Origin of the sequence: Barrientosiimonas humi (assembly GCF_006716095.1) — a bacterium.
Taxonomy (GTDB): Bacteria; Actinomycetota; Actinomycetes; order Actinomycetales; family Dermatophilaceae; genus Barrientosiimonas; species Barrientosiimonas humi.
This window is the reverse complement of the sequence record NZ_VFOK01000001.1, coordinates 2,248,545-2,271,558: the sequence shown is the minus strand read 5'-3', so window position 1 is coordinate 2,271,558 and position 23,014 is coordinate 2,248,545. Positions and strand designations below refer to the sequence as shown.

Sequence of the window (23,014 nt, the reverse complement as noted above, 5' to 3'; positions counted from 1 at the left end):
CCTACGTAGGGGTAACCGCCTGTGCTACGCATGACGGATCGTTTCCGCCACGGAAAGGTCCCCCATGACCCCCACCACGCCCCGCACCACCCGCACCCTCCTCGCCACCGGTGCGATCGCCCTGCTCGCGGTCGCCTCCGCCCCCGGCGCGCAGGCCGCGACCAACGACCCGCTCTACCCCAAGCTGTGGGGTCTGCAGATGACGGGCGCCGAGCAGGTATGGCCGACGACCACCGGTGAGGGGGTCACCGTCGCGGTCGTCGACACGGGCGTCGACTTCAGCCAGCCCGACCTGCAGGGGCGCCTGCTGCAGGGTGCGACGTTCGCCGGCTGCCCGGAGGGCCAGAAGCCGTGCGGCAACGGCGACTGGAAGGGCGTCGACGGCGTCGGGCAGGACCCCGACGTGCACGGCACCCACGTCTCCGGCACCGTCGCGGCCGTGCGCGACAACGGCATCGGGGTCGCGGGGGTCGCACCCGACGCGCGCATCCTGCCGGTGAAGGTGCTCGAGGACGGCAGCGGCACCAACGCCGACGTCGCCTCCGGCATCCGCTGGGCGGCCGACCGCGGCGCCAAGGTCATCAACCTCTCGCTCGGCGGTCTCCCCGGCACCCAGCTGCTCTCGCTCGTGGATCCTTCTGTGACACAAGCGATCTCGTACGCCCGTGACAAGGGCGCGTTGACCGTCGCCGCCGCCGGCAACACCTCGACGGTGCTCTGCAACGACCCGGCGTTCTCCAGCGAGGCGATCTGCGTGGGTGCGGTCGACCGCAACAAGAACAAGGCGTACTACTCCGAGCTGCCGGTCAAGCTCGACCTCAACTCGATGGCCGCTCCGGGGGGCGCGGGCACGGGTGGCGACAACGACATCTGGTCGACGGTCCCGCGCGGGACGGGCACCGACGGGGGCGACTACGCGCCGTTCGCCGGCACCTCGATGGCCACCCCGCACGTGGCTGGCGTCGCCGCGCTGCTGTTCGGCCAGGGGCGCAGCGTCGACAACGTGCAGGCGTCGCTGCTCAGCACGGCGGTCGACCCGCTGCTCGGCACGCGCGGCGGCTACAACCCGCTCTACGGCCGCGGCATCGTCGACGCCGTCGCCGCGGCGAACGCCCCGCGCTGACCGCACCCCCCTCTCCCGCATGCGCGGGGGAGGGGGCTACCCCCGCAGGTCGCGCCAGGCCACGCCCACGTCGGCGAGCAGCTCCCGCAGCAGCGGCAGGCTCAGCCCGACGACGTTGTGGTGGTCGCCCTCGATGCCCCGGACGTACGCCCCGCCGAGTCCGTCGATCGTGAACGCGCCGGCGACGCGCAGCGGCTCGCCGGTGCCGACGTACGCCTCGATCTCGGCGTCGTCGAGATCGGCGAAGTGCACGGTGGTCGAGGCGACCGCGCCGATGGTCGCGCCGGTGCCGTCGTCGCGGTCGTCGATCAGCCAGTGCCCGGTGTGCAGCACCCCGGACCGCCCGCGCATCCGCTGCCACCGCGCGATCGCCTCGGCCGCGTCGGCGGGCTTGCCGTGCACCTCGTCGTCGAGCTCGAGCACGGAGTCGCAGCCGAGGACCAGCCCGGGGTGTACGTCCTCCTCACCGAGCGTCGCGGCCACCGCCTCGCACTTGGCGCGCGCGAGCAGCAGCGCCACGTCCTCGGCCCCGAGGTCGCCGAACTCGTGCTCCGCGCGCTCGACCAGCGCCGGCTCGTCGACGTCGGAGACCACCACGGTCGGCTCGACCCCGGCGGCGCGCAGGGTGGTGAGTCGGGCGGGGGAGGCCGAGGCCAGCACGAGCGGGAGCGCCATGGCCGGAGGCTATCCGCTCCGTGACTGTGCAGGACACGCGGTTGCGAACGCGACGCCTACCGCGTGTCCTGCACAGTCACGGCGGGCCACGCCTCACCCGGCTCGAACGAGCGGCTGACCGGGTGGCCGGTGGCCTCGTGGTGCTTGGTCGCGTGCTTGCCGACGGAGGAGTCGCAGCAGCCGACGTTGCCGCAGGTGAGGCACAGCCGCAGCTGCACCGGGTCGAGGCCCTCGCGCAGGCACTCGGGGCAGGTGTCCTCGTGGGTCAGCGGGTCGATGGTGGAGGGCGCCTCCTGCAGGTCGACGCACCCGCCGCGGCGGTTCTCCGGGGTGAGCAGGATGCGCTCGCGGGCCTCGGCGTCGCGGGTCTCGATCGCGCTGATCATCGACTCCTCCACGTCGATCGACTGCATGACCTCGCCGAGCACCTCGTGGTCCATGACGCCCTTGTCACGCCACTTCAGCACCTTGGCGCGCTCGGCGTCGAGCATGTCGAGCCGCAGCCGCCGGTAGGCCGCGGTCGGGCTCTCGGCCCCCTCGGCGCTGGAGCGTCCGAGCCGCTCCCAGGCGAGGTTGGCGCGCCGCTCGGAGGTGGCGCGCAGCGACATCAGCACCCGCTCGTCGACCTGGTCGGTCGACTGCTGGACCTCCTCCTTCAGCCGGTGCAGCCCGGCGCCCACCGCGGCCTGCAGCAGCTGGGCCTGCTGCAGGGCGTCCTCGCGCGGGTCGGGCGCGTGCAGCCCGCAGCGGCGCGCGACCCAGCCGAGCGTGAACCCCTGGATCACCAGCGTGCCGATGGTGACGACGAGCGCGACGAAGATCAGCACGTCGCGCTGCGGCACCTCCTCGGCGGTGATGGTGAACGCCGCCGCGAGCGTCACCACGCCGCGCATGCCGGCCCAGCTGGCGACCAGCGACTCGCGCAGGCGCAGCCCGCTGCTGATGCCGGGGCGCGAGCGCGCGAGCAGGGCGAACCCCACGATCCAGACCGGCCGCAGCAGTATCACCGTCGCGAGCACGGCGAGCGCGGCGACGAACACCTGGCCGTAGCTCAGGCCGCTCTCGTCGACGTGGTCGAAGATCGCCGCGGCCTGCAGCCCGATGAGCAGGAACACCAGGTTCTCCAGCACGAACTGCACGCTGGCCCAGTTGGCGCGCTCGGCGACGCGCGACTGCGCGGTCTGCAGGTAGGGCGCCTTGTGCGCGAGCAGCACCCCGCACACCACCGCGGCGATGACGCCGGAGGCGTGGATCTCCTCCGCGGGCAGGTACGCCAGCCACGGCGACATGAACGACAGCACCACGCTCGTGGTCGTGTCCTTGATGTGGCGACGCACGCGCGCGATCAGGAAGAACGCGACCAGCCCCACCAGCGCGCCACCGACCGAGGCGCGCAGGAAGTCCAGCCCGGCGCTCCACACCGACACCGCGCTGGCGGTCGCGGCGAGCGCGGTGCGCAGCGTCACCAGCGCGGTCGCGTCGTTGAACAGCGACTCGCCCTCGAGGATCGACACGATGCGCCGCGGCAGCCCGATGCGCCGGGCCACCGCCGTCGCCGCGACCGCGTCGGGCGGCGCCACGACCGCCCCGAGCGCGACCGCGGCCGCGAAGTCGATCGGCAGCAGCCACCACGCCACCAGCGCCACGCCGAACGTCGTGAACAGCACCAGCCCGACCGACAGCCGCAGGATCTGCACCTTGTCGCGCCGCAGGTCGATGAGCGAGGTCTGGCTCGCGGCGGCGAACAGCAGCGGCGGCAGGAAGCCCAGCAGCACCAGCTCGGCGTCGACCTCGACCACCGGCATGCCCGGCACGAACGAGGCGATCGCGCCGATCCCGGTGAGCAGCAGCGGCGCCGACAGCCCCACCTTGCGGGCCACGGCCGACACCGCGACCACGGCGGCGACGAGCAGCAGGAGGGGCAGGGCGACCGACATGCCCGGAATCTAACCCGGCGTCACAGCCGCGCGATGACCTCGTCCAGCATCGCCTCGGTGAGCCGGCCGGTGAAGGTGTTCTGCTGGCTCACGTGATAGCTGCCGAGCAGTCGTACGTCCGCGCCGGCGGCCGTCGTCAGCGTCGCCTCGACGCCGTGCCCGAACCTCGGCTTGGGCCGCGGCACGGTCCAGCCGAGCCGTCGGGCCGCCCCGAGCGCGGCGTCCCAGCCGATCGAGCCGAGCGCCAGCATCGAGCGCAGCCGCGGCTCGGCCAGCTGCAGGTCGCGGTCCAGCCACGGCGCGCAGGTGGCCTTCTCGTCCGTCGACGGCTTGTTGTCCGGGGGAGCGCAGCGCACCGCCGCCGCGATGCGGATCCCGTCGAGCCGCAGACCGTCCCCGGCCGCCCACGACTCCGGCTGGTTGGCGTACCCCGCCCGGTGCAGCGCGGCGTACAGCCAGTCGCCCGACCGGTCGCCGGTGAACAGCCGGCCGGTGCGGTTGGTGCCGTTGGCCGCCGGCGCGAGCCCCACGATCAGCACCTCGGCCTCGGGGTCGCCGAAGCCCGGACCCGGTCGGCCCCAGTACGGCTGGTCGGCGAACGAGGCCCGCCGCCCGCTCGTCGCGACCCGCTCGCGCCACTCGACCAGCCGCGGGCAGGCCCGGCACACCGAGATGCGGGCGTTCAGCACCTCCAGCGAGCGGGCCGAGCCCGCGAGCCGGGTGACGTCGTCGGCGTCACGGGCGACGGGCGTGCGGGCCGTCGCGGGGTCGCCGGGCCAGCCCCGGCCGGGCGGCACGGGAGAGGCGAACAGCTCGCCGGTGACCGGGTGCGGCTCGCGCCGCGGGCTCATGCCGATGGCGCGAGCACCGCCTCGCGCAGCGTGTCGAGACCGACGCCACCGATGTCGAGCGCCCGACGGTGAAAAGCCTTGAGGTCGAAGGAGTTTCCCTCGCGCTGCTTGACCTCGTCGCGCAGCTGCAACCACAGCCGCTCGCCGATCTTGTACGACGGTGCCTGGCCCGGCCACCCGAGGTAGCGGTCGAGCTCGAACCGCAGGAAGCCCTCGTTCATGTCGCAGTGCGCGCCGAGGAACTCCCAGGCCTTGTCGTAGGTCCACTCGCCGCCGCCGACCTCGTCGGGCGCCTCGAAGCCGCAGTGGAACCCGATGTCGAGCACCACCCGCGCGGCGCGCAGCGACTGGCCGTCGAGCATGCCCATCCGGTTGCCGGGGTCGTCGAGATATCCCAGCTCGTCCATCAGCCGCTCGGCGTAGAGCGCCCAGCCCTCGCCGTGGCCGGAGGTCCAGGCGTCCATCCGGCGCCAGGAGTTGAGCAGCTCGGAGCGGTACATCGTCTGGGCGACCTGCAGGTGATGCCCCGGCACGCCCTCGTGGTAGACGGTCGTGAGCTCGCGCCAGGTGCCGAACTCGGTCACGCCCTTGGGCACCGACCACCACATCCGGCCCGGGCGGGAGAAGTCCTCGCTGGGGCCGGTGTAGTAGATCCCGCCGGTCTGCGTCGGCGCGATCATGCACTCGATCGTGCGCACCGGGTCGGGGACGTCGAAGTGGGTGCCGGCCAGCTCGCTGATCGCCTCGTCGGCCTTGGCCTGCATCCACTCCCGCAGCGCGTCGGTGCCCTGCAGCTGATAGGCCGGGTCGGCGTCCAGCGCCGCCAGCGCCTCCTTGACGCTCGCGCCCGGCTTGACCCGCTCGGCGGTCTCGGCCATCTCGGCGCCGATGCGGGCCAGCTCCTCCTGGCCCCAGGCGTACGTCTCCTCCAGGTCGACGCTCGCGCCGAGGAAGGTGCGGGAGTACAGCGGGTAGATCTCCCGGCCGCACCCGTCGGCCTCCGGGGCGTGCGGCAGCACGTCCGCGCGCAGCCGCTCGCCGGCCTTGGCGTACGCCTGCGCGGCCTCGCGCACCGCCTCGGCCAGGTCCTCGCGCACGTCGTCGGACAGCTCGTCGTCGCCGGCCCGGGCGTCGCGCACGAGCGTGGCGAAGTATCCGTCGTCGGCGGTGTGGTCCGTGGTCTGCTGGATGCACGCCTCGACCTGCCGGCGCGCGGCCACCCGGCCCTCGCCGCGGGCCTGCTCGAGCGACTCGAACCACTGGTCCAGCGCCGCCGGCATCGCGCGCAGCCGCGCGGCCACCGTCGACCACTGCTCGGAGGTGCCGGTCGGCATCAGGTCGAGCACGTCGCGCATCTCCTGCAGCGGCGAGGCGATGTTGTTGAGCGCCATCGCGTCGAGCCCGGCCTCGTGGAACTCCTGGGCCAGCCCCAGCCGCTCGGTCATCGCCGACACCGTCACCCGGTCGACCTCGTCCTCGGGCTCGGCCGCACCCAGCTCGCGCAGCGTGCGCTCGCGCAGCTCCGCGTGCTCGGCGAGGCCGGCGGGGGAGAAGTCGTCGAGCTCGCCGTCGTGCCCCGGCACTCCGAGGTAGGTCGCCATGATGGGGCTGAGGGCCAGGCTCTCGTCGTGGTACTTCTCGGCGATCGCGTCGACGGCGGTCGGCTTGCGCGTGGGGGTCTGGTTCACGCTCCGACAATAGGCACGCGAGCGGGGCGCGGCCATCGGGTTGCGGGTGCTCGCGGCGGCGGCACCGCGCCGGCGAACAGGCGTCTCTCCGGGCGCGCGAGCCCCACCCATACCCTTGGTGACGTGAGCCACAGCCACCCCGAGCGCCCAGCGACCGACGGGCCCCTGCTCGAGACCAGGCTGCGCGGGTCGCGCTGGGCGCGGCCGGAGGTGCACGGCACGATCGGGTCCACCAACGCCGAGGCCATGACCGACCCCGTCCCGGGGCGCGTGGTCGTCGCCGACCACCAGTCCGCCGGGCGCGGCCGGATGACCCGCACCTGGAGCGCGCCGCCCGGCTCGGCGCTCGCGGTCAGCGCGGTGCTGCCGCTGCCCGCCGACCCCCGCCGCTGGGGCTGGGTGCCGTTGCTGGTCGGCCTCGCCGCCCACCGCGCGCTCGGCGCGACCGGCGCCCGGGTCGGGCTGAAGTGGCCCAACGACGTGCTCGCCCGCCCCTCCGACGACCGGCCGTGGGGCAAGGTCGCCGGCATCCTGTGCGCGACCACCACCCACGCCGACGCCCCTGTCGTGGTCGCCGGCGTCGGCACCAACGTCGACCTCACCGCCGACGAGCTGCCGGTGCCCACCGCGACCTCGCTGCGGCTGGCCGGCGGCGGCAGTCCCGACCGCGCCGAGCTGGCCGCGGCGCTGCTCACCGAGCTCGCGGTCGCCGAGCGCGCCTGGACCGCGGGCGGGGCCGAGCTGATCGCCGCACAGGACGCCTACCGCGCCGCCTGCGTCACCCTCGGCTCGACCGTGCGCGTCGAGCGTGACGCCGGCGACATCGTCGGCGACGCGGTGGACATCGACGGCGAGGGCCGCATCGTGGTCGACACCGGCGGGCGGCGCCACGCGCTCGCGGTCGGCGACGTGGTGCACGTGCGCCCGCAGGGAGCCGCATGAGCGACCAGGAACCACGCCCCGACTGGGACCGCGCAGAGTTCGTCGACTCCATCGAGGCACGGATCATGGGCGGGGGTCGCGAGTTCACCCGCACCGACGTCGCCGCCGAGGTCGGCGTCACCCAGGAGGCGGCCGAGAACCTTTGGCGTTCCTTGGGATTCGCGAGCGCGCGCGACGACGACCGGGTCTTCACCGCAGCCGACGTCGAGGCGCTGCGCGACGTCGTCGAGAGCGTGCAGAACGGCCTGCTGCCCGGCCCGACCGCGCGCGGGCTGGCGCGGGCGTACGGCCGCAGCACCGACCGCCTCGCGATGTGGCAGACCCAGCTGCTCAGCGACTTCGTGGCCGGCGAGCAGATCGGGCTCGACAGCGACGTCGCCCGCCGCACCGCCGAGCTGACCGCCGACCTGATGGACCGGCTGGAGCCGTTGCTGGTCTACGTCTGGCGGCGCAACGTGTCGCTGGCCATCTCGCGCCTGGTCGCCGACAGCGAGCCAGAGAGCCACGTCGGCGTGCGCCGCACGGTCGGGTTCGCCGACCTGGTGAGCTTCACCCAGCTCGTACGCCATCTCAGCGAGCGCGACCTGGCTCGCCTGGTCTCGCGCTTCGAGGCGCTCGCCTCCGACGTGGTGAGCAGCCACGGCGGGGCGGTGGTCAAGACGGTGGGCGACGAGATCCTGTTCACCCACCAGGAGATCGTGCCGGCCGCCGACATCGCCCTCGACCTGGTCGACGCGGTCACCAGCGACGACCTGATCCCGCACCTGCGCGTCGGGCTGTCGCAGGGCCGGGTGCTGGCCCGCCAGGGCGACGTCTACGGCGACACGGTCAACCGCGCGGCGCGGCTCACCGCCGCGGCCCGGCCGAGCACCGTGCTCGTCGACCACGACGTCGCGTGGGGCCTGGCCACCTCGCCGCGGTTCGTCACCGACGAGCTCGACCCCATCGAGCTGCCCGGCCTCGGCACGCTGCGGCCGTGGAGCCTGCGCCGCGCCCCCCTCGAGCTCGAGGGCGACGACGAGCTGGTCTTCGCCCCGCTCGACCCGCACCAGTTCGACCCCGCGCCGCCCGAGGGCACCCCGCACGGTGCCTCGCCGGCGCCGGACCCCGCACCCAGCGACCGCACCGACCAGGAGGAGTCCCCATGACCGAGCAGCTGGTCCGCGTCGAGCGGCACGGCGACGGCGGCCACGTCGCCGAGCTGGTGCTCGACCGGCCGTCGGCGATGAACGCCGTGTCGACCGCGATGGCCGAGGCGATCGCGGCCGCCACCGGTGAGCTGGGCTCGGACCCGCAGGTGCGCTGCGTGGTGCTCACCTCCTCCCACGACCGGGCGTTCTGCGTCGGCGCCGACCTCAAGGAGCGCAACGCCCTGTCCGACGCCGAGATGGTGCGCCAGCGGCCGGTGTCGCGGTCGGCGTACGGCGGGGTGCTGGCCCTGCCGGTGCCGGCGATCGCCGCGGTCGACGGGTTCGCCCTCGGTGGCGGCTTCGAGCTGGCGCTGTCCTGCGACGTCATCGTCGCCGGCGAGGAGGCGCTGGTCGGGCTGCCCGAGGTGTCGGTCGGGGTGATCCCCGGCGGCGGCGGCACCCAGCTGCTCGGCCGTCGCGTCGGCTGGTCGCGCGCCGCGCGGATGATCTTCTCCGCGGCCAAGCTCAAGGCGCCCGAGGCGTACGCCCTCGGCGCCGTGGACCAGGTCGTGCCGGCCGGGTCCGCCCGCGAGACCGCCCTGGAGCTGGCCGGCGCGATCGCGGCGAACTCACCGGTCGGGCTGCGCAACGCCAAGAAGGCGATGCGGCTCGGGCTCGACGTCGACCTGCAGACCGGGCTCGAGGTCGAGGACGCCTGCTGGCGCGCGACCGCGTTCTCCGGCGACCGCGCCGAGGGCGTGCTGGCGTTCAACGAGAAGCGCGCACCGCGCTGGCCGGGCCAGTGACGCCGCCCTCGTCCCGACCCGGTCTGAAGCAGGAGCATCCGATGGCGCCGAACCCTACGATCACTCCGATGACGCGAGTCCTGCTCGCGGAGGACGACCCCGCGATCTCCGAACCCCTCGCGCGCGCCCTGCGCCGCGAGGGATACGACGTCGACGTCTGTCCCGACGGCGAGGCCGCGCTGGCCGCCGCGAAGGAGAACCCCGACCTGGTGCTGCTCGACCTCGGGCTGCCGACCATCGACGGCCTCGAGGTCTGCCGCCGGCTGCGCGCCGAGGGGCGCACCGTGCCCGTGCTGATCCTCACCGCCCGTGCCGAGGAGGTCGACACCGTCGTGGGTCTCGACGCCGGCGCGGACGACTACGTCACGAAGCCGTTCCGGCTCGCCGAGCTGCTCGCCCGGGTGCGCGCGCTGCTGCGCCGCTCGCCGCTGGAGCTCGCCGGCGAGCACCCGGCCGTGCGCATCGACGCCGACGCCCGGCGCGCGTTCTTCGGCGACGAGGAGCTGCAGCTGACGGCCAAGGAGTTCGACCTGCTGCGGGTGCTGGTGCGCGAGCAGGGCAAGGTCGTCTCGCGCGAGCAGCTGATGCGCGAGGTCTGGGACACCGCCTGGTACGGCTCGACCAAGACCCTCGACATGCACGTGTCGGTGCTGCGCCGCAAGCTCGGTGACGACGCGTCCGCGCCGCGGTTCATCACCACGGTCCGCGGGGTCGGCTTCCGGTTCGACCCCGAGGCGGGCGGCTAGTGCGCCTGGCCGGACCGGGACCGCGCTGATGCCGCTGCGCGACCGGCTGCTGCGCTCGACGCTCACCACGGTCGCGGTCGTGGTCGCGGTGATCGTGCTGCCGTCCGCGGCGTTCGGGGCGTGGCACGTGCTGATCGACGCCCGCGCCGGCGGCGGCCCGGGCGTGGTGGCGCTCGGCGGCGGGCTCGTGATCGCGCTCGGCCTGCTGGGCGGCGGCGTCGGGGCCTGGCTCGCCCGGCGCGACGCCGAGCGGCTGGCCCGCCCGATGGCGGCGCTCGCCGGCCAGGCCGAGGCGCTGGGGCGACGGCCCGGCGCGTCCCCGGTCACCAGCGGCGTCGCCGAGATCGACTCCGTCTCGGAGGTGCTGCGGCAACGGGCGGTCGAGCTCACCCAGCGGCTCGCGCACGAGCGGCAGTTCGCCTCCGACGCCTCCCACCAGCTGCGCACCCCGCTCACCGCGCTGCTCATCCGGCTCGAGGAGATCTCGATGCTCGACGACCCGGTCGAGATGCGCGCCGAGGCCACGAGCTGCATCGAGCAGGTCGAGCGCCTGACCAGGGTGGTCGACGACCTGCTCCGGCGCACGCCCGCCGGCGCCGGGGGGAACACGGACGAGACCTCGCTGGACTCGGTGCTCGCGGCGCTGCAGCGGGAGTGGCAGCCGGCGTTCTCGCGGGCGCGGCGCAGCATCAAGATCGCGGGGGAGCGGGGGCTGCGGCTGCGGGTGCGCCGCGACGACCTGGCCCAGATCATCTCCACGCTGCTGGAGAACACCCTCGAGCACGGCAGCGGGCTGGTCGAGGTCGAGGCCCGGCGCACCGGCCCGTCGGTGGTGCTGGAGATGACCGACGAGGGCGCCGGCATCGACCCCGGCATCGCGCCGCACGTCTTCGAGCGCCGGGTCACGACCGGCGGCACGGGGCTCGGGCTGGCGCTGGCGCGCGACCTGGCGCAGTCCAACGGCGGGCGGCTGGAGCTGCTCGAGGCTCAGCCGGCGCGGTTCGCGCTGTTCCTCTCGGCGGCCGACGGGGAGGCCGAGGGCTCGCTGCCGGCGTGAGGGTGCTGCGGCTCGCCGCCGAACGGCGTCTCGTCGCCCGGGTCGCCGGGGTGCTCGTTGGCGAACACCAGCTGGCGGTAGGCCCAGAAGCGGAACAGCGTGCCGAGGCCGATGCCGAGCAGCGCGTTGACGTTGACCGCGAGCGGGGAGTCCATGCCCAGGGCGTAGTGGGTGAACGCCAGCCAGACCGCGCCGATCGCGAGGGCGATGGCGTTGACCAGGAAGAACAGCGTCACCTCGTGGGCGACCGGCCGGTTGTGCCGGTGCCGGAAGGTCCACCAGCGGTTGCCGACCCACGCGAAGACGGTCGCGACCGCGCCGCTGACGATCTTGGCGGTGGTGACCTTGTCCTCGAGGGGACCGTTGACCAGCAGGTTGAACCCGCCGAAGTCGATGAGGAAGCAGACGGCACCGACGATGCCGAACTTGGCGACCTCGCGCCACAGCACGTTCATCGTGCCGCGCAGGCGTTCGAGCACGCCGTTCCCTCCCTCGGTCGGTGCCACGTGGACAGGGTGACTCTACGTGCCGCGGCCGCGCACTCGTAGGGTGTGCCCCGTGACTGGCACCTCGCAACCCCGTCGGGCGCCCGGCGGATTCCCGGTCGTGGGCATCATCGGCGGGGGCCAGCTGGCCCGTATGGCGCAGCCTCCGGCCATCAATCTGGGCATCACGCTGTCGGTGCTGGCCGAGGCCGACGACGCCAGCGCCGCCCAGGTCGTGCCCTCCTCGCCGGTCGGCGAGCACACCGACACCGAGCGCGTGCGCGAGTTCGCCCGGGGCGTCGACGTCGTCACCTTCGACCACGAGCACGTGCCGGCCGAGGTGCTCGCCGCGCTGGAGTCCGACGGCGTCGTGCTGCACCCGTCGCCGGCCGCGCTCGCCCACGCGCAGGACAAGCTCCGCATGCGGCGCCGGCTCACCGACCTCGGCATCCCGTGCCCGGCCTGGGCCGCCGTGCACGACGCGGCCGAGCTCGAGGCGTTCGCGGCAGAGCACGGCTGGCCGGTCGTGCTGAAGACGCCGCGCGGCGGGTACGACGGCAAGGGCGTGCGCCTCGTCCGCTCGGCCGACGAGGCGGCCGACTGGCTCGGGCGTGCCGACGCCGACGGGCTGCTGGCCGAGGAGGCCGTCGACTTCCGCCGCGAGCTCGCCGTGCTGCTGGCGCGCAGCCCGTCGGGGCAGGCGGCCGTCTGGCCCGTCGTCGAGACCGTGCAGACCGAGGGCATCTGCACCGAGGTGCTCGCGCCCGCGCCGGGGCTCGACCCCGACCTCGCGGCCCGGCTCTCGGAGGCCGGACTGCGCATCGCGGGCGAGCTCGGCGTCACCGGTGTGCTGGCCGTCGAGGTGTTCGAGACGCGCGCACCCGACGGGCAGCCGACGTACGTCGTCAACGAGCTGGCCATGCGCCCGCACAACAGCGGTCACTGGACCATCGACGGGTCGGTCACCAGCCAGTTCGAGCAGCACCTGCGGGCGGTGCTCGACCTGCCGCTCGGCGACCCCTCGCCGCGCGACCGGTGGACCGTGATGGCCAACGTGCTCGGTGGCGACTTCCCCGACCTCTACCCGGCCTATCGTCATCTGATGGCGCGCGACCCGGGGCTGAAGATCCACCTCTACGGCAAGGACGTGCGGCCCGGTCGCAAGATCGGCCACGTCGACGTGAGCGGGTCCGACCTGCCCGAGCTGCGCGAGCGGGCGCAGCACGCCGCCGACTACCTCCAGGGAGTGGTCACCGAATGACCAACGACACCAACGCTTCTCGCGCTCCGCAGGTCGGGGTCGTCATGGGCAGCGACTCCGACTGGCCGGTCATGCAGCAGGCCGCCGACGTGCTGCGCGACTTCGGCATCGAGTTCGAGGCCGACGTCGTCTCGGCGCACCGGATGCCGCACGAGATGGTCGACTACGGCACCCGCGCCGCCGAGCGCGGGCTGCGGGTGATCATCGCCGGGGCCGGGGGAGCGGCGCACCTGCCGGGCATGCTCGCCTCGGTCACGACGCTCCCGGTCATCGGTGTCCCGGTGCCGCTCAAGCACCTCGAGGGCATGGACTCGCTGCTGTCGATCGTGCAGATGCCCGCCGGGGTGCCCGTCGCGACGGTGTCGATCGGCGGGGCGCGCAACGCGGGGCTCCTCGCGGTGCGGATGCTCGCGGCCGGCGAGGGGGAGCAGGCGGTCGAGCTGCGCGAGGCGCTCGCGACGTTCGCGGACGACCTCAAGACCGCCGCCCACGCCAAGGGTGAGTCGCTGCGCAAGCAGGTCGCGGAGCAGCAGGACTGAGCGGCGGCAGCGACCGTGGGCACCCCCGGCCGCTGCGCGAGGCGCTCCTGGTCAGCCGCCGGTGTAGGCCTGAACCGTTGCGGCGCAACGGCGTTCGGCGTCGTCGGCGGGCGTGCCCGCGGCGAGGTCGGCCTCGAGCCAGCGCGCCCCGCTCTCGCGGTAGAACGCCTTGCCCTCCTCCGAGGACATCCACTCGGCGGCGAACCGAGGGTCGACCGGCTCGCCGCTCTCGACGTGCAGGCCGAGCCCGTGCAGCATGCCGTCCCAGCCGATCCCGACAGCCGCCGGCCCGAACTGGCGCCAGTGGTCGTCGTCGGTGCCGGCGGTGTGCTCGAGCGTGAACCGGGCGCGGTCGCCGTCGGGGGTGACGGTGACCCGGATGCGGCTCACCTGCTCGGCGTACTCCCAGGTCGCGGTGAACTCCCGCGGCGGGTCGCAGCTCTCGATCGTGCCGTGGGCGTTGCCGGCGAGCTCGTAGCTGCCACCCGGCCGCAGGTCGCCGCTGATCGGCAGGAACCACCGCGGGATCCGCTCGGCGTCGGTGCAGGCGTTCCACAGGTCATCGACGTCGGTGGGGTAGGTGCGGCTGAGCGTGAGCACCTGCTGGTCGTCGGCGTACGACAGCGTGCGGCGGGTCTCGGCGAGCTGGGTCATGCGGTCTCCTCGGTGGGTCGGGGACGGGCGGGGGTCCGGGGGGTCGGCGCCTCGCGGTGACCGGGCCTGCCGTGCGCGACCGCGGTCCTGGACGCCATGGTGCCGGACGACCGTCCGATGTCCGGCCGCGCGGCGCCCGCCTGCGGTGCGCGGGCGTACTAGCGTCTTGGCCATGCGATTCGGAGCCTTCGTTCCCCAGGGTTGGCGGATGGACCTCGTCGGCATCGACCCGGCCGACCAGTGGCGCGTGATGCGCGACCTGGCCCAGCGGTTCGACGCCCAGGAGGCCTGGGAGTCCATCTGGGTCTACGACCACTTCCACACCACGCCGCAGCCGACCGAGGAGGCGACGCACGAGGCGTGGACCCTGATGGCCGCGTTCGCCGCGGCGACCGACCGGGTGCGGCTCGGTCAGATGTGCACCTGCATGAGCTACCGCGAGCCGGCCTACCTCGCCAAGGTGGCGGCGACCGTCGACGCGATCTCCGGCGGCCGGGTCGAGATGGGCATCGGCGCCGGGTGGTACGAGCACGAGTGGCGGGCGTACGGCTACGGCTTCCCCGGTGCGGGGGAGCGGCTCGCGCGGCTGCGCGAGGGCGTGGAGATCTTCCGGCAGATGTGGACGACCGGCTCGGCGACGCTCGACGGCAAGCACTACCAGGTCGACGGGGCGCGGTGCTGGCCGCGACCGCTGCAGGGCACGGCGCTGCCGGGCTCGACCCGCAACGGCATCCCGATGTGGGTCGCCGGCGGCGGTGAGCGCAAGACGCTGCGCATCGCGGCGGAGTACGCCGACTACACCAACTTCCTCGGCGACCTGGAGACCTTCCGGCACAAGAGCCAGGTGCTGGCCGAGCACTGCCGCGACATCGGGCGCGACGTCGAGGAGATCGTGCGCAGCGGGAACCTCAACATCCACCTCGGCCGCGACGAGCGCGAGGTGAACGAGCGCATCCGCGCGGTGCAGGAGCGCTTCCGCGCGGCCGGGGTGTCGCAGGACAAGGTCGACGCGGTCGCCCAGCAGCGCGACGACCTCGGCGCGGGCACGCCCGAGCAGGTCGTCGAGCAGCTGCGCGCCCTGGAGCAGGCGGGAATGACGTACGCCATCGTCAACTTCCCCGAGGCCGCGTACGACACCAGCGGCATCGAGCTGTTCGAGCGCGAGGTCGTGCCGGCGCTGCGGTCGTAGCCCGCCGCCCGTCGGGCCCCGGCCCCGGTCGTCCACACCCTGTCGCGGTCGGCGGCGGCCGTCCACAGGCCGCCGCGCACCCGGTGCGCGCGAGCCGTCGACGGCGGCAGCGTCTCCTTCACCAACGAGGAGGAGACCTTCATGAAACGCATTCGCATGGCCGTCCCGGCGCTGCTCGCGGCGGCCGTGGTCGCAGCCCCGGCGGCGCCGGCCGCCGCCGACTCACCGGCGGCTCCGGGATGGTCGTCGTCGATGACGATCCAGGTCGGCGGGGTCTGGATCGGTGAGCTGCCCGCGGGGATGGGCGTGGCTCAGCCGTTCGAGTCCGAGGGCGACGACGGCGAGCAGATCTCGACCACGGTCTGGGAGTCCCAGACGCCCGAGGGCTATCGGGTCGACGCGAGCATCACCGTCGTGCGCGCGCCCTGGTTGCAGGAGCCGCAGCCGGCGTTCGAGTGGCTGCGCGACTGGCAGGAGCGGCCGGTCGAGGAGGCGGACTACCGCCGCATCACGCTCGCCGACGGGCGCCCCGCGTGGCTGTCGGCCGACCAGGTGGTCTGGCTGGTGGAGCCGGGCGTCGTGGCGTCGGTGCGGCTGGCGCCGGACCGGTTCGACGTCGGGCTGCTGCCGCGCATCGCGGCGTCGGCCTAGCCGTCAGGCGGCCGGACGGGCAGCGGGGGTCGCGGCGTGCCTGGCGTGCGCGGCAGCGACCCGCGCTGCCCGCTCCCGGCGCAGCCGCTCGCGCGGGTCCGCGTCGAGGGCGCGGTGCGGCGGGCCGCCCCAGGCGAGCAGGTGATACATGACGCGCCACCGGAAGCGATAGCCGACGGACAGGCCGGCGCGGTCCTTGGCGATGGGGGTGGGCTGCTGGTGGCTCATGGCCAAAAGTTAGCACACCAACGATTGGGGCACCAAGTGTTAAGGTGCGGACATGCCTCCCCGTGAACCGGACGCATCGTCCGACCCGAGTGCCACCGCCACGACGTCGATCGATCCGTTGTCGCTGGAGGCCCAGGTCTGCTTCGGTCTGGCCCTGGCCGCCCGAGGTGTCATCGGCGCCTACCGCCCCGTCCTGGAGCCGCTCGGCCTCACCCACCCGCAGTACCTCGTGATGCTCGCGCTCTGGGAGCGCGGCTCGGTGTCCAACAAGGAGCTCGCCGACCTGCTCGGGCTCGACCCCGGCACGGCGACACCGCTCGTGCAGCGGCTGGTCAGGGCCGGCCTGGTCGAGAAGCACCGGCCGCACGACGAGCGCTCCGTCGTCATCGAGCTGACCCCCGAGGGCCGGGCGCTGCGCGAGCGTGCCGAGCACGTGCCGCACGTCATGGTGCGCCGCCTCGGGCTCGAGATGGCCGAGGTCGAGCAGCTGCGCGCCTCGATGCACCGGCTGATCACCGCCGCGGCGCAGGCCGGGCCGCCCACCGAGGAGGAGCTGGCCGCGCTCGCGGGCCGCGCCGGAGGCCGACGAGCCGCTGGGTAGTCTGCGAGGGTGACCGGAAACACAGACTTCGACCTGTTCCAGATCTCCGAGGATCACGAGGCGCTGCGCGAGGCCGTGCGCTCGGTCGCCGAGGACAAGATCGCGCCCTTCGCCGCCGACGTCGACGAGCAGAGCCGCTTCCCGCAGGAGGCCCTCGACGCGCTGGTGGCCGCCGACTTCCAGGCGCCGCACATCGCGGAGGAGTACGACGGGGTCGGCGCCGACGCGCTCGCCACCTGCCTGGTGATCGAGGAGGTCGCCCGGGTCTGCGTGTCGTCCTCGCTCATCCCGGCGGTCAACAAGCTCGGCACCATGCCGGTGATCCTCGGCGCGTCCGAGGAGGTCAAGAGCAAGTACCTCCCGCCGGTTGCGCGCGGCGAGGCGATGTTCAGCTACGGCCTGTCCGAGCGCGAGGCCGGCTCCGACACCGCGGCCATGCGCTGCCGTGCCAAGGCCGAGGGCGACGAGTTCGTGCTCAACGGGCAGAAGTCGTGGATCACCAACGCGGGCGAGTCGCAGTTCTACACCGTGATGGCGGTCACCGACCCCGACGGCGACCGCGGCCGCAACATCACCGCGTTCGTGGTCGAGAAGGACGACGAGGGGTTCGGCTTCGGCGAGCCCGAGCGCAAGCTCGGCATCAAGGGCAGCCCCACCCGCGAGCTGCACTTCGACAACTGCCGCATCCCCGCCGACCGGATGGTCGGCGACCTCGGCGAGGGTCTCAAGATCGCGCTGCGCACCCTCGACCACACCAGGGTGACCATCGGTGCCCAGGCCGTGGGGGTGGCGCAGGGCGCGCTCGACTACGCGACGGCGTACGTCAAGGAGCGCAAGCAGTTCGGCAAGGCGATCGCCGAGTTCCAGGGGCTGCAGTTCATGCTCGCCGACATGGCCATGAAGCTCGAGGCCGCGCGGCAGATGGTCTACGTCGCCGCCAGCAAGTCCGAGCGCGGCGACGCCGACCTGACCTTCTTCGGGGCCGCGGCCAAGTGCTACGCCTCCGACGTCGCGATGGAGATCACCACCGACGCGGTGCAGCTGCTCGGCGGCGCCGGCTACGTCAAGGACCACCCGGTCGAGCGGATGATGCGCGACGCCAAGATCACCCAGATCTACGAGGGCACCAACCAGATCCAGCGGATGGTCATGGCCCGCCAGGTCCTGAAGGGCTGAGCAGCCGCGGCCCCAGCCCCCCCAATCCCCGCAGTCGGTTACGGCGCGACGTTGGGTGACTCGTCGTTGTTGAGCGCGCCGAACAGCGCCTGCGACCGGGCGGCGTCCCACAGCACGGCGTCGCCGCTGCGGGTCTGGTAGTTGCTGTCGGCGACGGGCACCTGCACCGACTGGCCGCTGCCGTTGCTGATCTTGCGCAGCGCCAGCATGATCTTCAGCGCGCCGTACGGCGACATGTCGTTGTCGACCGCGACGCCCTGCGCGCCGGAGGTGCCCATCGAGCGCAGCTTGACCGGGTTGAGCAGGTTGGCCGGCGTCGCCATCTTGTTCATCAGCGCGCCGAGGAACTCCCGCTGCCGCTGCGCGCGACCGAGGTCGCCCAGCGGGTCGGAGTAGCGGGCGCGGACGTACCCCAGCGCGTTCTTGCCGTCGAGGGTCTGGCAGCCGGCGGGCAGGTCGATCGCGGCCTTCACGTCCTTCATCGGCTTGTCGAGGCACATCTCGACCCCGCCGACGCTGTCGACGACCGAGGCGAACCCGCCGAAACCGATCTCCATGTATCCGTCGACGCGCAGGCCCGTGGCCGCCTCGACCGTCTGGTTGAGCAGCTTCGGGCCGCCGATGGAGTAGGACGCGTTGATCTTGTTGCGGCCGCGGCCCGGGATCTCGACGTAGGAGTCGCGGGGGAGGGAGACCAGGGTCGGGTTCCCGCTGTCGGGGATGTGCAGCAGCATGATCGAGTCGGTGCGCCGCCCCTCCGCGCGACCGGTGCCGAGCGTGTCGCGCTGCTCGGCGGTCAGCCCCTCGCGGGAGTCGGACCCGACGAGCACGATGTTGGTGCCCTTGCCCTCGGCCGGGCGGTTGTCGGTCGGGATCGCGTCGATCTTGGTCACCGTGTTCCAGGCGCTGCTGGCGGCCCAAACGAGGGCGCCGACCCACAGCATGACGACGACGAGCAGCGCCGCGAGCCAGCGCCGCCAGCGGCGACGGGGGCGCGCCGCGCGCGGCGGACGACCCTCGCGCGGGGTCGGCGGCCCCTGCGGCGGACGGGGCGGGGGAGCCTGGCCGCCGCGGCGTCCGCGCGGGGGAGCCTGGCCGCCGCGGCGTCCGCGCGGGGGAGCGCCGGAGCCGCGCGGCGGCGCCGCCGGGATCTCGCGGGTGCGGTCGGGGCCGTAGCCCTCGTCGAACGTGCCGTCGTCGACGGGCCTGCGGCCCTGGCCCTGGACGTACGCCGGGGTTCGGCGCCCGCCGCCGCTCGCCGCTGCCGAGCCCGCGGCTGCGGCGCCTGCCGCGCCGGCTGCACCTGCGGCCGACGCGCCGGGGGCCCGGTTCGGGACCGCCCGGGTGGGCTGGGCGCCCTGCGGAGGGCGCCCCTGCGAGGGCACGGCGCGTGTCGACTGGACACCCTGAGCGCCCTGCGCCGGCCGGCCCTGGCCGGGCACGGCCCGGGTGGGCTGGGCGCCCTGCGCCGGACGACCCTGGGTCGGACGGCCCTGGCCGCGTCCCTGCGGACGTCCCTGCCCCGGCACCGCCCGGGTCGGCTCGCCGCCGGGTCGACCGGGGCCACCCTGACCGGGCGCGGGTCGCTGCGGGATGGCCTGGGCGGTGTCGTCGGGACCGGCTTCCGGGGTGCCGCCCTGCGGGCGCCGTCCCCGACGGGTGTCGACGACGAACACCTCGGTGTCGTCGGAGTCGGTGGGGCGCCGGCGCGGGAGCCGGTGTCCGGGCTGGTCGTCCTGGGGCACCACGGCAGGGTAGCCCCGTCGGCGGAAGGCTCCCTGGGACGCGGCGCTCGCGTGGCGCGTCGTCCCTGCGGGTGAACCGGGGTCTTCCCCGACGCGCTCGCCCGGCCGCGACGGCGCTGCGCACCCGGGCGGGTAGCCTCGGTCCGCGATGACAGCCGAAGACCGGGCGGGCGTGGACCCCGCAGAGACCGCCGCCGCCTCGGGCATCTCGGTCGTCATGCCCATCCTCAACGAGGAGCGCCACCTGGCCGAGTCGGTCGCGGCCGTGCTCGCGCAGGAGGTGAGCGGCCCGGTCGAGGTGCTGCTGGCCGTCGGCCCCTCGCAGGACCGCACGCTCGAGGTGGCCGAGGAGCTGGCCGCCGCCGACGACCGGGTGCGGGTCATCGACAACCCGAGCGGGCGTACGCCCGACGCGCTGAACGCCTGCCTGCTGGCCGCGACGTACGACGTCGTCGCCCGGGTGGACGGGCACGGCATCCTCTCGCCGCGCTACCTGCAGACCGCGCTGGAGACGCTGGAGCGCACCGGCGCCGCCAACGTGGGCGGGATCATGGACGCCGTCGGCGTCACGCCGTTCGAGGAGGCCGTCGCGATCGCGATGAAGTCGCCGATCGGGGTCGGCGGGGCCCGGTTCAAGCTCGGCGGCGCCGAGGGGCCGGCCGAGACGGTCTATCTCGGGGTGTTCCGCCGGTCCTGGCTGGACCGGATCGGCGGCTACGACCCGCGCTTCAGCCGCGCCCAGGACTGGGAGATGAACTGGCGCATCCGCAAGCTCGGCGGGCTGGTGTGGTTCACCCCGCAGCTGCGCGTGGAGTACCGCCCGCGCGGCAGCTTCCGCACGCTGGCGCGGCAGTACCGCGACTACGGCCGCTGGCGCCGGGTGGTCGCCCGGCAGCACCCCGGCTCGATCAACCTGCGCTACCTCGCGCCGCCCGCGGCCACCGTCGCGGTCGCGGCGGGCGCGCTCGGCGGTCTGGCGTGGCGACCGCTGCTGGCCGTGCCCGCGACCTACCTCGCCGGGGTCACGGTCGGGGGTCTCGCGATCTCCCGGGGGCAGCGACCCGAGGTCGCCGCGCTCGTCCCGGGGGTGCTGGCCACCATGCACCTGACCTGGGGCTGGGGGTTCCTGACCTCCCGGATCCGGCTCGGCGAGGAGCCCGACCCGCTGACGCGACCACAGGTGCAGCGAACTCACAGCGACGGCCCGGTAGCCTGACGCGGCGGGCCTCCCAGCCGGCCCCGAGCAGGCGCAGCAACACCCAGGCAAGGACGGTATGGACCTCACAACGCGGCTGGCCCGCATCTGGGAGCACCGCAACGTGCTCGACACGCTGGTCAGGCGTGACCTGCGGGTGCGCTACGCCCGCTCCTGGCTGGGCTACCTGTGGACGCTCATCGACCCGCTGGCGATGGGCCTGGTCTACTTCTTCGTCTTCGGCGTGCTGCTGGGCTCCCGGCAGGTGCCCGGGATGCCGTTCATCGTCTTCCTGATGGCCGGCATGCTCCCGTGGAACTGGTTCAACGCCTGCATCAACGAGTCGTCGCGGGCGCTGCTGTCCGAGCGGCTGCTGGTGCGCTCGACCAACCTGCCGCGCGAGCTGTGGGTCGTGCGGGTGGTGCTGGCCAAGGGCGTGGAGTTCCTGCTCAGCATGCCGATCCTGTTCCTGTTCGCCGGCTGGTACATCGCCCGCGGCGAGATGTCGCTGGACTGGCAGCTGGTCTGGATCCTGCCCGCGCTGGTCATCCAGCTGATGCTGTGCATCGGCATGGGCCTGGTCATGGCGCCCATCACGACCCTCGTCGACGACTTCATCCGCATCGTGCGGATCGTGCTGCGGATGCTGTTCTACTTCACGCCGATCGTCTACTCGCTGCAGCTGGTCGAGGAGCGCGCGCCGTGGGCGCAGCCGTTCATGGCGCTCAACCCGATGGTCGGCATCACCGACATGTACCGCGCAGGCCTCACCGAGCACTCGTCCTACCAGCCGTTCCACACCGCGTGGCTCAGCGCCTTCGTGATCGCCGCCGTGTGGCTGGCGTTCGGCATGTGGTTCTTCCGCAAGTTCGAGCCGACCGTGCTGAAGGAGATCTGACATGGCCGTCGAGTGGAAGACCCCCGAGGGGCAGCCCGTCATCTCCGTCGAGGACCTCGGCATCGAGTTCCTGCGCTCGCGCAAGCGCAAGCTGTCGCTGCGCGAGATCGTCTACACCCGGCGTACGACCCACGACAAGGGCACCTTCTGGCCGCTGCGCGACGTGAACTTCGAGGTCGGGCGCGGCGAGGCGGTCGGCCTCGTCGGCGGCAACGGCGAGGGCAAGTCGACCCTGCTCAAGCTCATCGCGGGCACGCTGCTGCCCGACGAGGGCCGCGCGATCGTGCGCGAGGGCGTGGCTCCGCTCATCGAGCTCACCGGCGGGTTCATCGGCGAGCTGACGGCGCGGGAGAACATCTACCTGACCGCCGGGCTGCACGGCATGAGCACCGAGCAGATCGACGAGCGCTTCGAGGAGATCGTCGACTTCGCCGGGCCGCAGGTGCGCGCCGGGCTGGACCTGCCGTTCCGGCACTTCTCCTCGGGCATGCAGGTGCGCCTGGGATTCTCGGTCGTGACGTGCCTGGACGAGCCGATCATCCTGGTCGACGAGGTGCTCGCCGTCGGCGACAAGGCGTTCCGCGAGAAGTGCTACCAGCGCATGGAGAAGCTGCTCGACGAGGGCCGCACGCTGTTCCTGGTGTCGCACTCCGAGGGCGACCTGCTGCGCTTCTGCACCCGCGGCCTCTACCTGCGCGGCGGTGCGCTCGTCGGCGACGGCACGATGCGCGAGGTCATCGACCAGTACAACGACGACATCCTCGCCAGCTGACCTGCGCGGCCCGCAGTGCCCGGCTTCAGCGGGTGGGAGTCGCGAGCTCGGGCTCGGTCTTGGCGCGCACCTCGTCCTCGGTGACGCCGGGGGCCAGCTCGCGCAGCACGAGGCCGTCTTCGGTGACGTCGATGACCGCGAGGTCGGTGATGATCCGCTGCACGACGCCCTTGCCGGTGAACGGCAGCGAGCACTCCTGGACGATCTTGAACGAGCCGTCCTTGGCGGTGTGCTCCATGAGCACGATGACCTTCTTGGCGCCGTGCACCAGGTCCATCGCGCCACCCATGCCCTTGACCATCTTGCCGGGGATCATCCAGTTCGCGATGTCGCCGGCGGCCGACACCTGCATGGCGCCGAGGATCGCCGCATCGACCTTGCCGCCGCGGATCATGCCGAAGCTGGTGGCCGAGTCGAAGATCGAGGCGCCGCGCCGCAGCGTGACGGTCTCCTTGCCGGCGTTGATGAGGTCGGGGTCCTCCTCGCCCTCGATCGGGTAGGCGCCGACGCCGAGGATGCCGTTCTCGGACTGCAGCACCAGCTCGACGTCGTCGTCGACGTAGTTCGGGACCAGCGTCGGCAGGCCGATGCCGAGGTTGACGTAGTCACCGTCGCTCAGCTCCTGCGCGGCGCGGGCGGCCATCTGCTCGCGGGTGAGTGGCATG

24 protein-coding genes are annotated in these 23,014 nt (G+C 73.5%); 15 read left to right on the top strand and 9 right to left on the bottom strand.

Annotated features, from left to right (window positions below; all coding sequences use genetic code 11):
• Positions 1 to 64 precede the first annotated feature (64 nt).
• The gene (locus FB554_RS10625; RefSeq protein ID WP_142005934.1) at positions 65 to 1,123 is read left to right on the top strand and encodes a S8 family serine peptidase; all 1,059 of its coding nucleotides are present in this window, start codon (positions 65 to 67) and stop codon (positions 1,121 to 1,123) included.
• Between the two features lie 36 nt (positions 1,124 to 1,159).
• On the opposite strand, the gene FB554_RS10620 is transcribed toward FB554_RS10625, so the two are convergent.
• The 4 genes from FB554_RS10620 to FB554_RS10605 are packed head-to-tail and all read right to left on the bottom strand — an operon-like array spanning position 1,160 to position 6,310.
• Entirely contained in the window at positions 1,160 to 1,798 is a 639-nt protein-coding gene (locus FB554_RS10620) for a Maf family protein (RefSeq protein ID WP_142005933.1), read from the bottom strand.
• A 56-nt stretch (positions 1,799 to 1,854) separates the two neighbouring features.
• Positions 1,855 to 3,735: a Na+/H+ antiporter gene (locus FB554_RS10615; protein WP_142005932.1), complete on the bottom strand. Its 1,881-nt coding sequence runs from the start codon at positions 3,733 to 3,735 to the stop codon at positions 1,855 to 1,857.
• Between the two features lie 20 nt (positions 3,736 to 3,755).
• A complete protein-coding gene (locus FB554_RS10610; protein WP_142005931.1) occupies positions 3,756 to 4,586 on the bottom strand; it encodes a uracil-DNA glycosylase in 831 nt (276 codons plus the stop codon).
• Complete coding sequence (locus FB554_RS10605; RefSeq protein ID WP_142005930.1) at positions 4,583 to 6,310, bottom strand: DUF885 domain-containing protein; 1,728 nt, start codon at positions 6,308 to 6,310, stop codon at positions 4,583 to 4,585. Before FB554_RS10605 ends, FB554_RS10610 begins: the two co-directional genes overlap by 4 nt.
• Before the next feature lie 87 nt (positions 6,311 to 6,397).
• On the opposite strand from FB554_RS10605, the gene FB554_RS10600 reads away from it, so the two are divergent.
• The 5 genes from FB554_RS10600 (at position 6,398) to FB554_RS10580 (ending at position 10,955) form a co-directional block, all read left to right on the top strand.
• Complete coding sequence (locus FB554_RS10600; protein ID WP_142005929.1) at positions 6,398 to 7,216, top strand: biotin--[acetyl-CoA-carboxylase] ligase; 819 nt, start codon at positions 6,398 to 6,400, stop codon at positions 7,214 to 7,216.
• Positions 7,213 to 8,364 (top strand): adenylate/guanylate cyclase domain-containing protein, encoded by a 1,152-nt coding sequence (locus FB554_RS10595; RefSeq protein ID WP_142005928.1) that lies wholly within the window; start codon positions 7,213 to 7,215, stop codon positions 8,362 to 8,364. The genes FB554_RS10600 and FB554_RS10595 overlap by 4 nt, the downstream gene beginning before the upstream one ends.
• The gene (locus FB554_RS10590) at positions 8,361 to 9,152 is read left to right on the top strand and encodes an enoyl-CoA hydratase/isomerase family protein (protein WP_142005927.1); all 792 of its coding nucleotides are present in this window, start codon (positions 8,361 to 8,363) and stop codon (positions 9,150 to 9,152) included. The genes FB554_RS10595 and FB554_RS10590 overlap by 4 nt, the downstream gene beginning before the upstream one ends.
• A 68-nt stretch (positions 9,153 to 9,220) precedes the next feature.
• The gene (locus tag FB554_RS10585) at positions 9,221 to 9,898 is read left to right on the top strand and encodes a response regulator transcription factor (RefSeq protein ID WP_142005926.1); all 678 of its coding nucleotides are present in this window, start codon (positions 9,221 to 9,223) and stop codon (positions 9,896 to 9,898) included.
• 28 nt (positions 9,899 to 9,926) lie between these two features.
• The gene (locus FB554_RS10580) at positions 9,927 to 10,955 is read left to right on the top strand and encodes a sensor histidine kinase (RefSeq protein WP_142005925.1); all 1,029 of its coding nucleotides are present in this window, start codon (positions 9,927 to 9,929) and stop codon (positions 10,953 to 10,955) included.
• Here FB554_RS10580 and FB554_RS10575 read toward each other — a convergent pair.
• Entirely contained in the window at positions 10,886 to 11,461 is a 576-nt protein-coding gene (locus FB554_RS10575) for a GtrA family protein (protein ID WP_236022368.1), read from the bottom strand. The genes FB554_RS10580 and FB554_RS10575 overlap by 70 nt on opposite strands.
• Positions 11,462 to 11,513: 52 nt before the next feature.
• On the opposite strand from FB554_RS10575, the gene FB554_RS10570 reads away from it, so the two are divergent.
• Positions 11,514 to 12,701 carry a 5-(carboxyamino)imidazole ribonucleotide synthase gene (locus tag FB554_RS10570; RefSeq protein ID WP_211344576.1) on the top strand — a complete coding sequence of 396 codons (1,188 nt, stop codon included), beginning with the start codon at positions 11,514 to 11,516 and terminating at the stop codon, positions 12,699 to 12,701.
• Positions 12,698 to 13,240: a 5-(carboxyamino)imidazole ribonucleotide mutase gene (gene purE / locus FB554_RS10565; RefSeq protein ID WP_142005923.1), complete on the top strand. Its 543-nt coding sequence runs from the start codon at positions 12,698 to 12,700 to the stop codon at positions 13,238 to 13,240. Before FB554_RS10570 ends, purE begins: the two co-directional genes overlap by 4 nt.
• Before the next feature lie 51 nt (positions 13,241 to 13,291).
• Here purE and FB554_RS10560 read toward each other — a convergent pair whose 3' ends face one another.
• Complete coding sequence (locus FB554_RS10560) at positions 13,292 to 13,894, bottom strand: SRPBCC family protein (RefSeq protein ID WP_142005922.1); 603 nt, start codon at positions 13,892 to 13,894, stop codon at positions 13,292 to 13,294.
• A 172-nt stretch (positions 13,895 to 14,066) separates the two neighbouring features.
• Between FB554_RS10560 and FB554_RS10555 the strand changes: the two genes are divergently transcribed.
• A complete protein-coding gene (locus FB554_RS10555) occupies positions 14,067 to 15,083 on the top strand; it encodes an LLM class F420-dependent oxidoreductase (protein ID WP_142005921.1) in 1,017 nt (338 codons plus the stop codon).
• 141 nt (positions 15,084 to 15,224) lie between these two features.
• Positions 15,225 to 15,734 carry a hypothetical protein gene (locus tag FB554_RS17125; protein ID WP_170206845.1) on the top strand — a complete coding sequence of 170 codons (510 nt, stop codon included), beginning with the start codon at positions 15,225 to 15,227 and terminating at the stop codon, positions 15,732 to 15,734.
• A 3-nt stretch (positions 15,735 to 15,737) separates the two neighbouring features.
• Here the strand turns inward: FB554_RS17125 and FB554_RS10545 are convergent, their stop codons facing one another.
• Positions 15,738 to 15,962, bottom strand: a complete 225-nt coding sequence (locus tag FB554_RS10545) for a hypothetical protein (RefSeq protein WP_142005920.1) — start codon at positions 15,960 to 15,962, stop codon at positions 15,738 to 15,740.
• A gap of 52 nt (positions 15,963 to 16,014) precedes the next feature.
• Here FB554_RS10545 and FB554_RS10540 point away from each other — a divergent pair, with 52 nt between their 5' ends.
• A complete protein-coding gene (locus FB554_RS10540; RefSeq protein ID WP_142005919.1) occupies positions 16,015 to 16,563 on the top strand; it encodes a MarR family winged helix-turn-helix transcriptional regulator in 549 nt (182 codons plus the stop codon).
• 9 nt (positions 16,564 to 16,572) lie between these two features.
• Positions 16,573 to 17,739 carry an acyl-CoA dehydrogenase family protein gene (locus FB554_RS10535; RefSeq protein WP_142005918.1) on the top strand — a complete coding sequence of 389 codons (1,167 nt, stop codon included), beginning with the start codon at positions 16,573 to 16,575 and terminating at the stop codon, positions 17,737 to 17,739.
• A 38-nt stretch (positions 17,740 to 17,777) separates the two neighbouring features.
• On the opposite strand, the gene FB554_RS17610 is transcribed toward FB554_RS10535, so the two are convergent.
• Positions 17,778 to 19,484: an LCP family protein gene (locus tag FB554_RS17610; protein WP_236022367.1), complete on the bottom strand. Its 1,707-nt coding sequence runs from the start codon at positions 19,482 to 19,484 to the stop codon at positions 17,778 to 17,780.
• A gap of 148 nt (positions 19,485 to 19,632) precedes the next feature.
• Between FB554_RS17610 and FB554_RS10525 the strand changes: the two genes are divergently transcribed.
• From FB554_RS10525 to FB554_RS10515, 3 genes are read left to right on the top strand one after another with little or no spacing between them, the layout of a single operon-like run.
• A complete protein-coding gene (locus tag FB554_RS10525) occupies positions 19,633 to 20,700 on the top strand; it encodes a glycosyltransferase family 2 protein (RefSeq protein ID WP_142005917.1) in 1,068 nt (355 codons plus the stop codon).
• Positions 20,701 to 20,758: 58 nt separating this feature from the next.
• Positions 20,759 to 21,577 carry an ABC transporter permease gene (locus FB554_RS10520; RefSeq protein WP_142005916.1) on the top strand — a complete coding sequence of 273 codons (819 nt, stop codon included), beginning with the start codon at positions 20,759 to 20,761 and terminating at the stop codon, positions 21,575 to 21,577.
• Position 21,578: 1 nt separating this feature from the next.
• A complete protein-coding gene (locus FB554_RS10515) occupies positions 21,579 to 22,349 on the top strand; it encodes an ABC transporter ATP-binding protein (RefSeq protein ID WP_142005915.1) in 771 nt (256 codons plus the stop codon).
• Between the two features lie 25 nt (positions 22,350 to 22,374).
• On the opposite strand, the gene FB554_RS10510 is transcribed toward FB554_RS10515, so the two are convergent.
• Entirely contained in the window at positions 22,375 to 23,013 is a 639-nt protein-coding gene (locus FB554_RS10510) for a CoA transferase subunit B (protein WP_142005914.1), read from the bottom strand.
• Between the last annotated feature and the right edge of the window lies 1 nt (position 23,014).

Bases quoted from the DNA above. Each gene is read 5' to 3' on its own strand.
- FB554_RS10625 (WP_142005934.1), top strand. From the start codon at position 65: ATGACCCCCACCACGCCCCGCACCACCCGCACCCTCCTCGCCACCGGT.
- FB554_RS10620 (WP_142005933.1), bottom strand. From the start codon at position 1,798: ATGGCGCTCCCGCTCGTGCTGGCCTCGGCCTCCCCCGCCCGACTCACC.
- FB554_RS10615 (WP_142005932.1), bottom strand. From the start codon at position 3,735: ATGTCGGTCGCCCTGCCCCTCCTGCTGCTCGTCGCCGCCGTGGTCGCG.
- FB554_RS10610 (WP_142005931.1), bottom strand. From the start codon at position 4,586: ATGAGCCCGCGGCGCGAGCCGCACCCGGTCACCGGCGAGCTGTTCGCC.
- FB554_RS10605 (WP_142005930.1), bottom strand. From the start codon at position 6,310: ATGGCCGCGCCCCGCTCGCGTGCCTATTGTCGGAGCGTGAACCAGACC.
- FB554_RS10595 (WP_142005928.1), top strand. From the start codon at position 7,213: ATGAGCGACCAGGAACCACGCCCCGACTGGGACCGCGCAGAGTTCGTC.
- FB554_RS10590 (WP_142005927.1), top strand. From the start codon at position 8,361: ATGACCGAGCAGCTGGTCCGCGTCGAGCGGCACGGCGACGGCGGCCAC.
- FB554_RS10585 (WP_142005926.1), top strand. From the start codon at position 9,221: ATGACGCGAGTCCTGCTCGCGGAGGACGACCCCGCGATCTCCGAACCC.
- FB554_RS10580 (WP_142005925.1), top strand. From the start codon at position 9,927: ATGCCGCTGCGCGACCGGCTGCTGCGCTCGACGCTCACCACGGTCGCG.
- purE (WP_142005923.1), top strand. From the start codon at position 12,698: ATGACCAACGACACCAACGCTTCTCGCGCTCCGCAGGTCGGGGTCGTC.
- FB554_RS10560 (WP_142005922.1), bottom strand. From the start codon at position 13,894: ATGACCCAGCTCGCCGAGACCCGCCGCACGCTGTCGTACGCCGACGAC.
- FB554_RS10555 (WP_142005921.1), top strand. From the start codon at position 14,067: ATGCGATTCGGAGCCTTCGTTCCCCAGGGTTGGCGGATGGACCTCGTC.
- FB554_RS17125 (WP_170206845.1), top strand. From the start codon at position 15,225: ATGAAACGCATTCGCATGGCCGTCCCGGCGCTGCTCGCGGCGGCCGTG.
- FB554_RS10545 (WP_142005920.1), bottom strand. From the start codon at position 15,962: ATGAGCCACCAGCAGCCCACCCCCATCGCCAAGGACCGCGCCGGCCTG.
- FB554_RS10540 (WP_142005919.1), top strand. From the start codon at position 16,015: ATGCCTCCCCGTGAACCGGACGCATCGTCCGACCCGAGTGCCACCGCC.
- FB554_RS10525 (WP_142005917.1), top strand. From the start codon at position 19,633: ATGACAGCCGAAGACCGGGCGGGCGTGGACCCCGCAGAGACCGCCGCC.
- FB554_RS10520 (WP_142005916.1), top strand. From the start codon at position 20,759: ATGGACCTCACAACGCGGCTGGCCCGCATCTGGGAGCACCGCAACGTG.
- FB554_RS10515 (WP_142005915.1), top strand. From the start codon at position 21,579: ATGGCCGTCGAGTGGAAGACCCCCGAGGGGCAGCCCGTCATCTCCGTC.
- FB554_RS10510 (WP_142005914.1), bottom strand. From the start codon at position 23,013: ATGCCACTCACCCGCGAGCAGATGGCCGCCCGCGCCGCGCAGGAGCTG.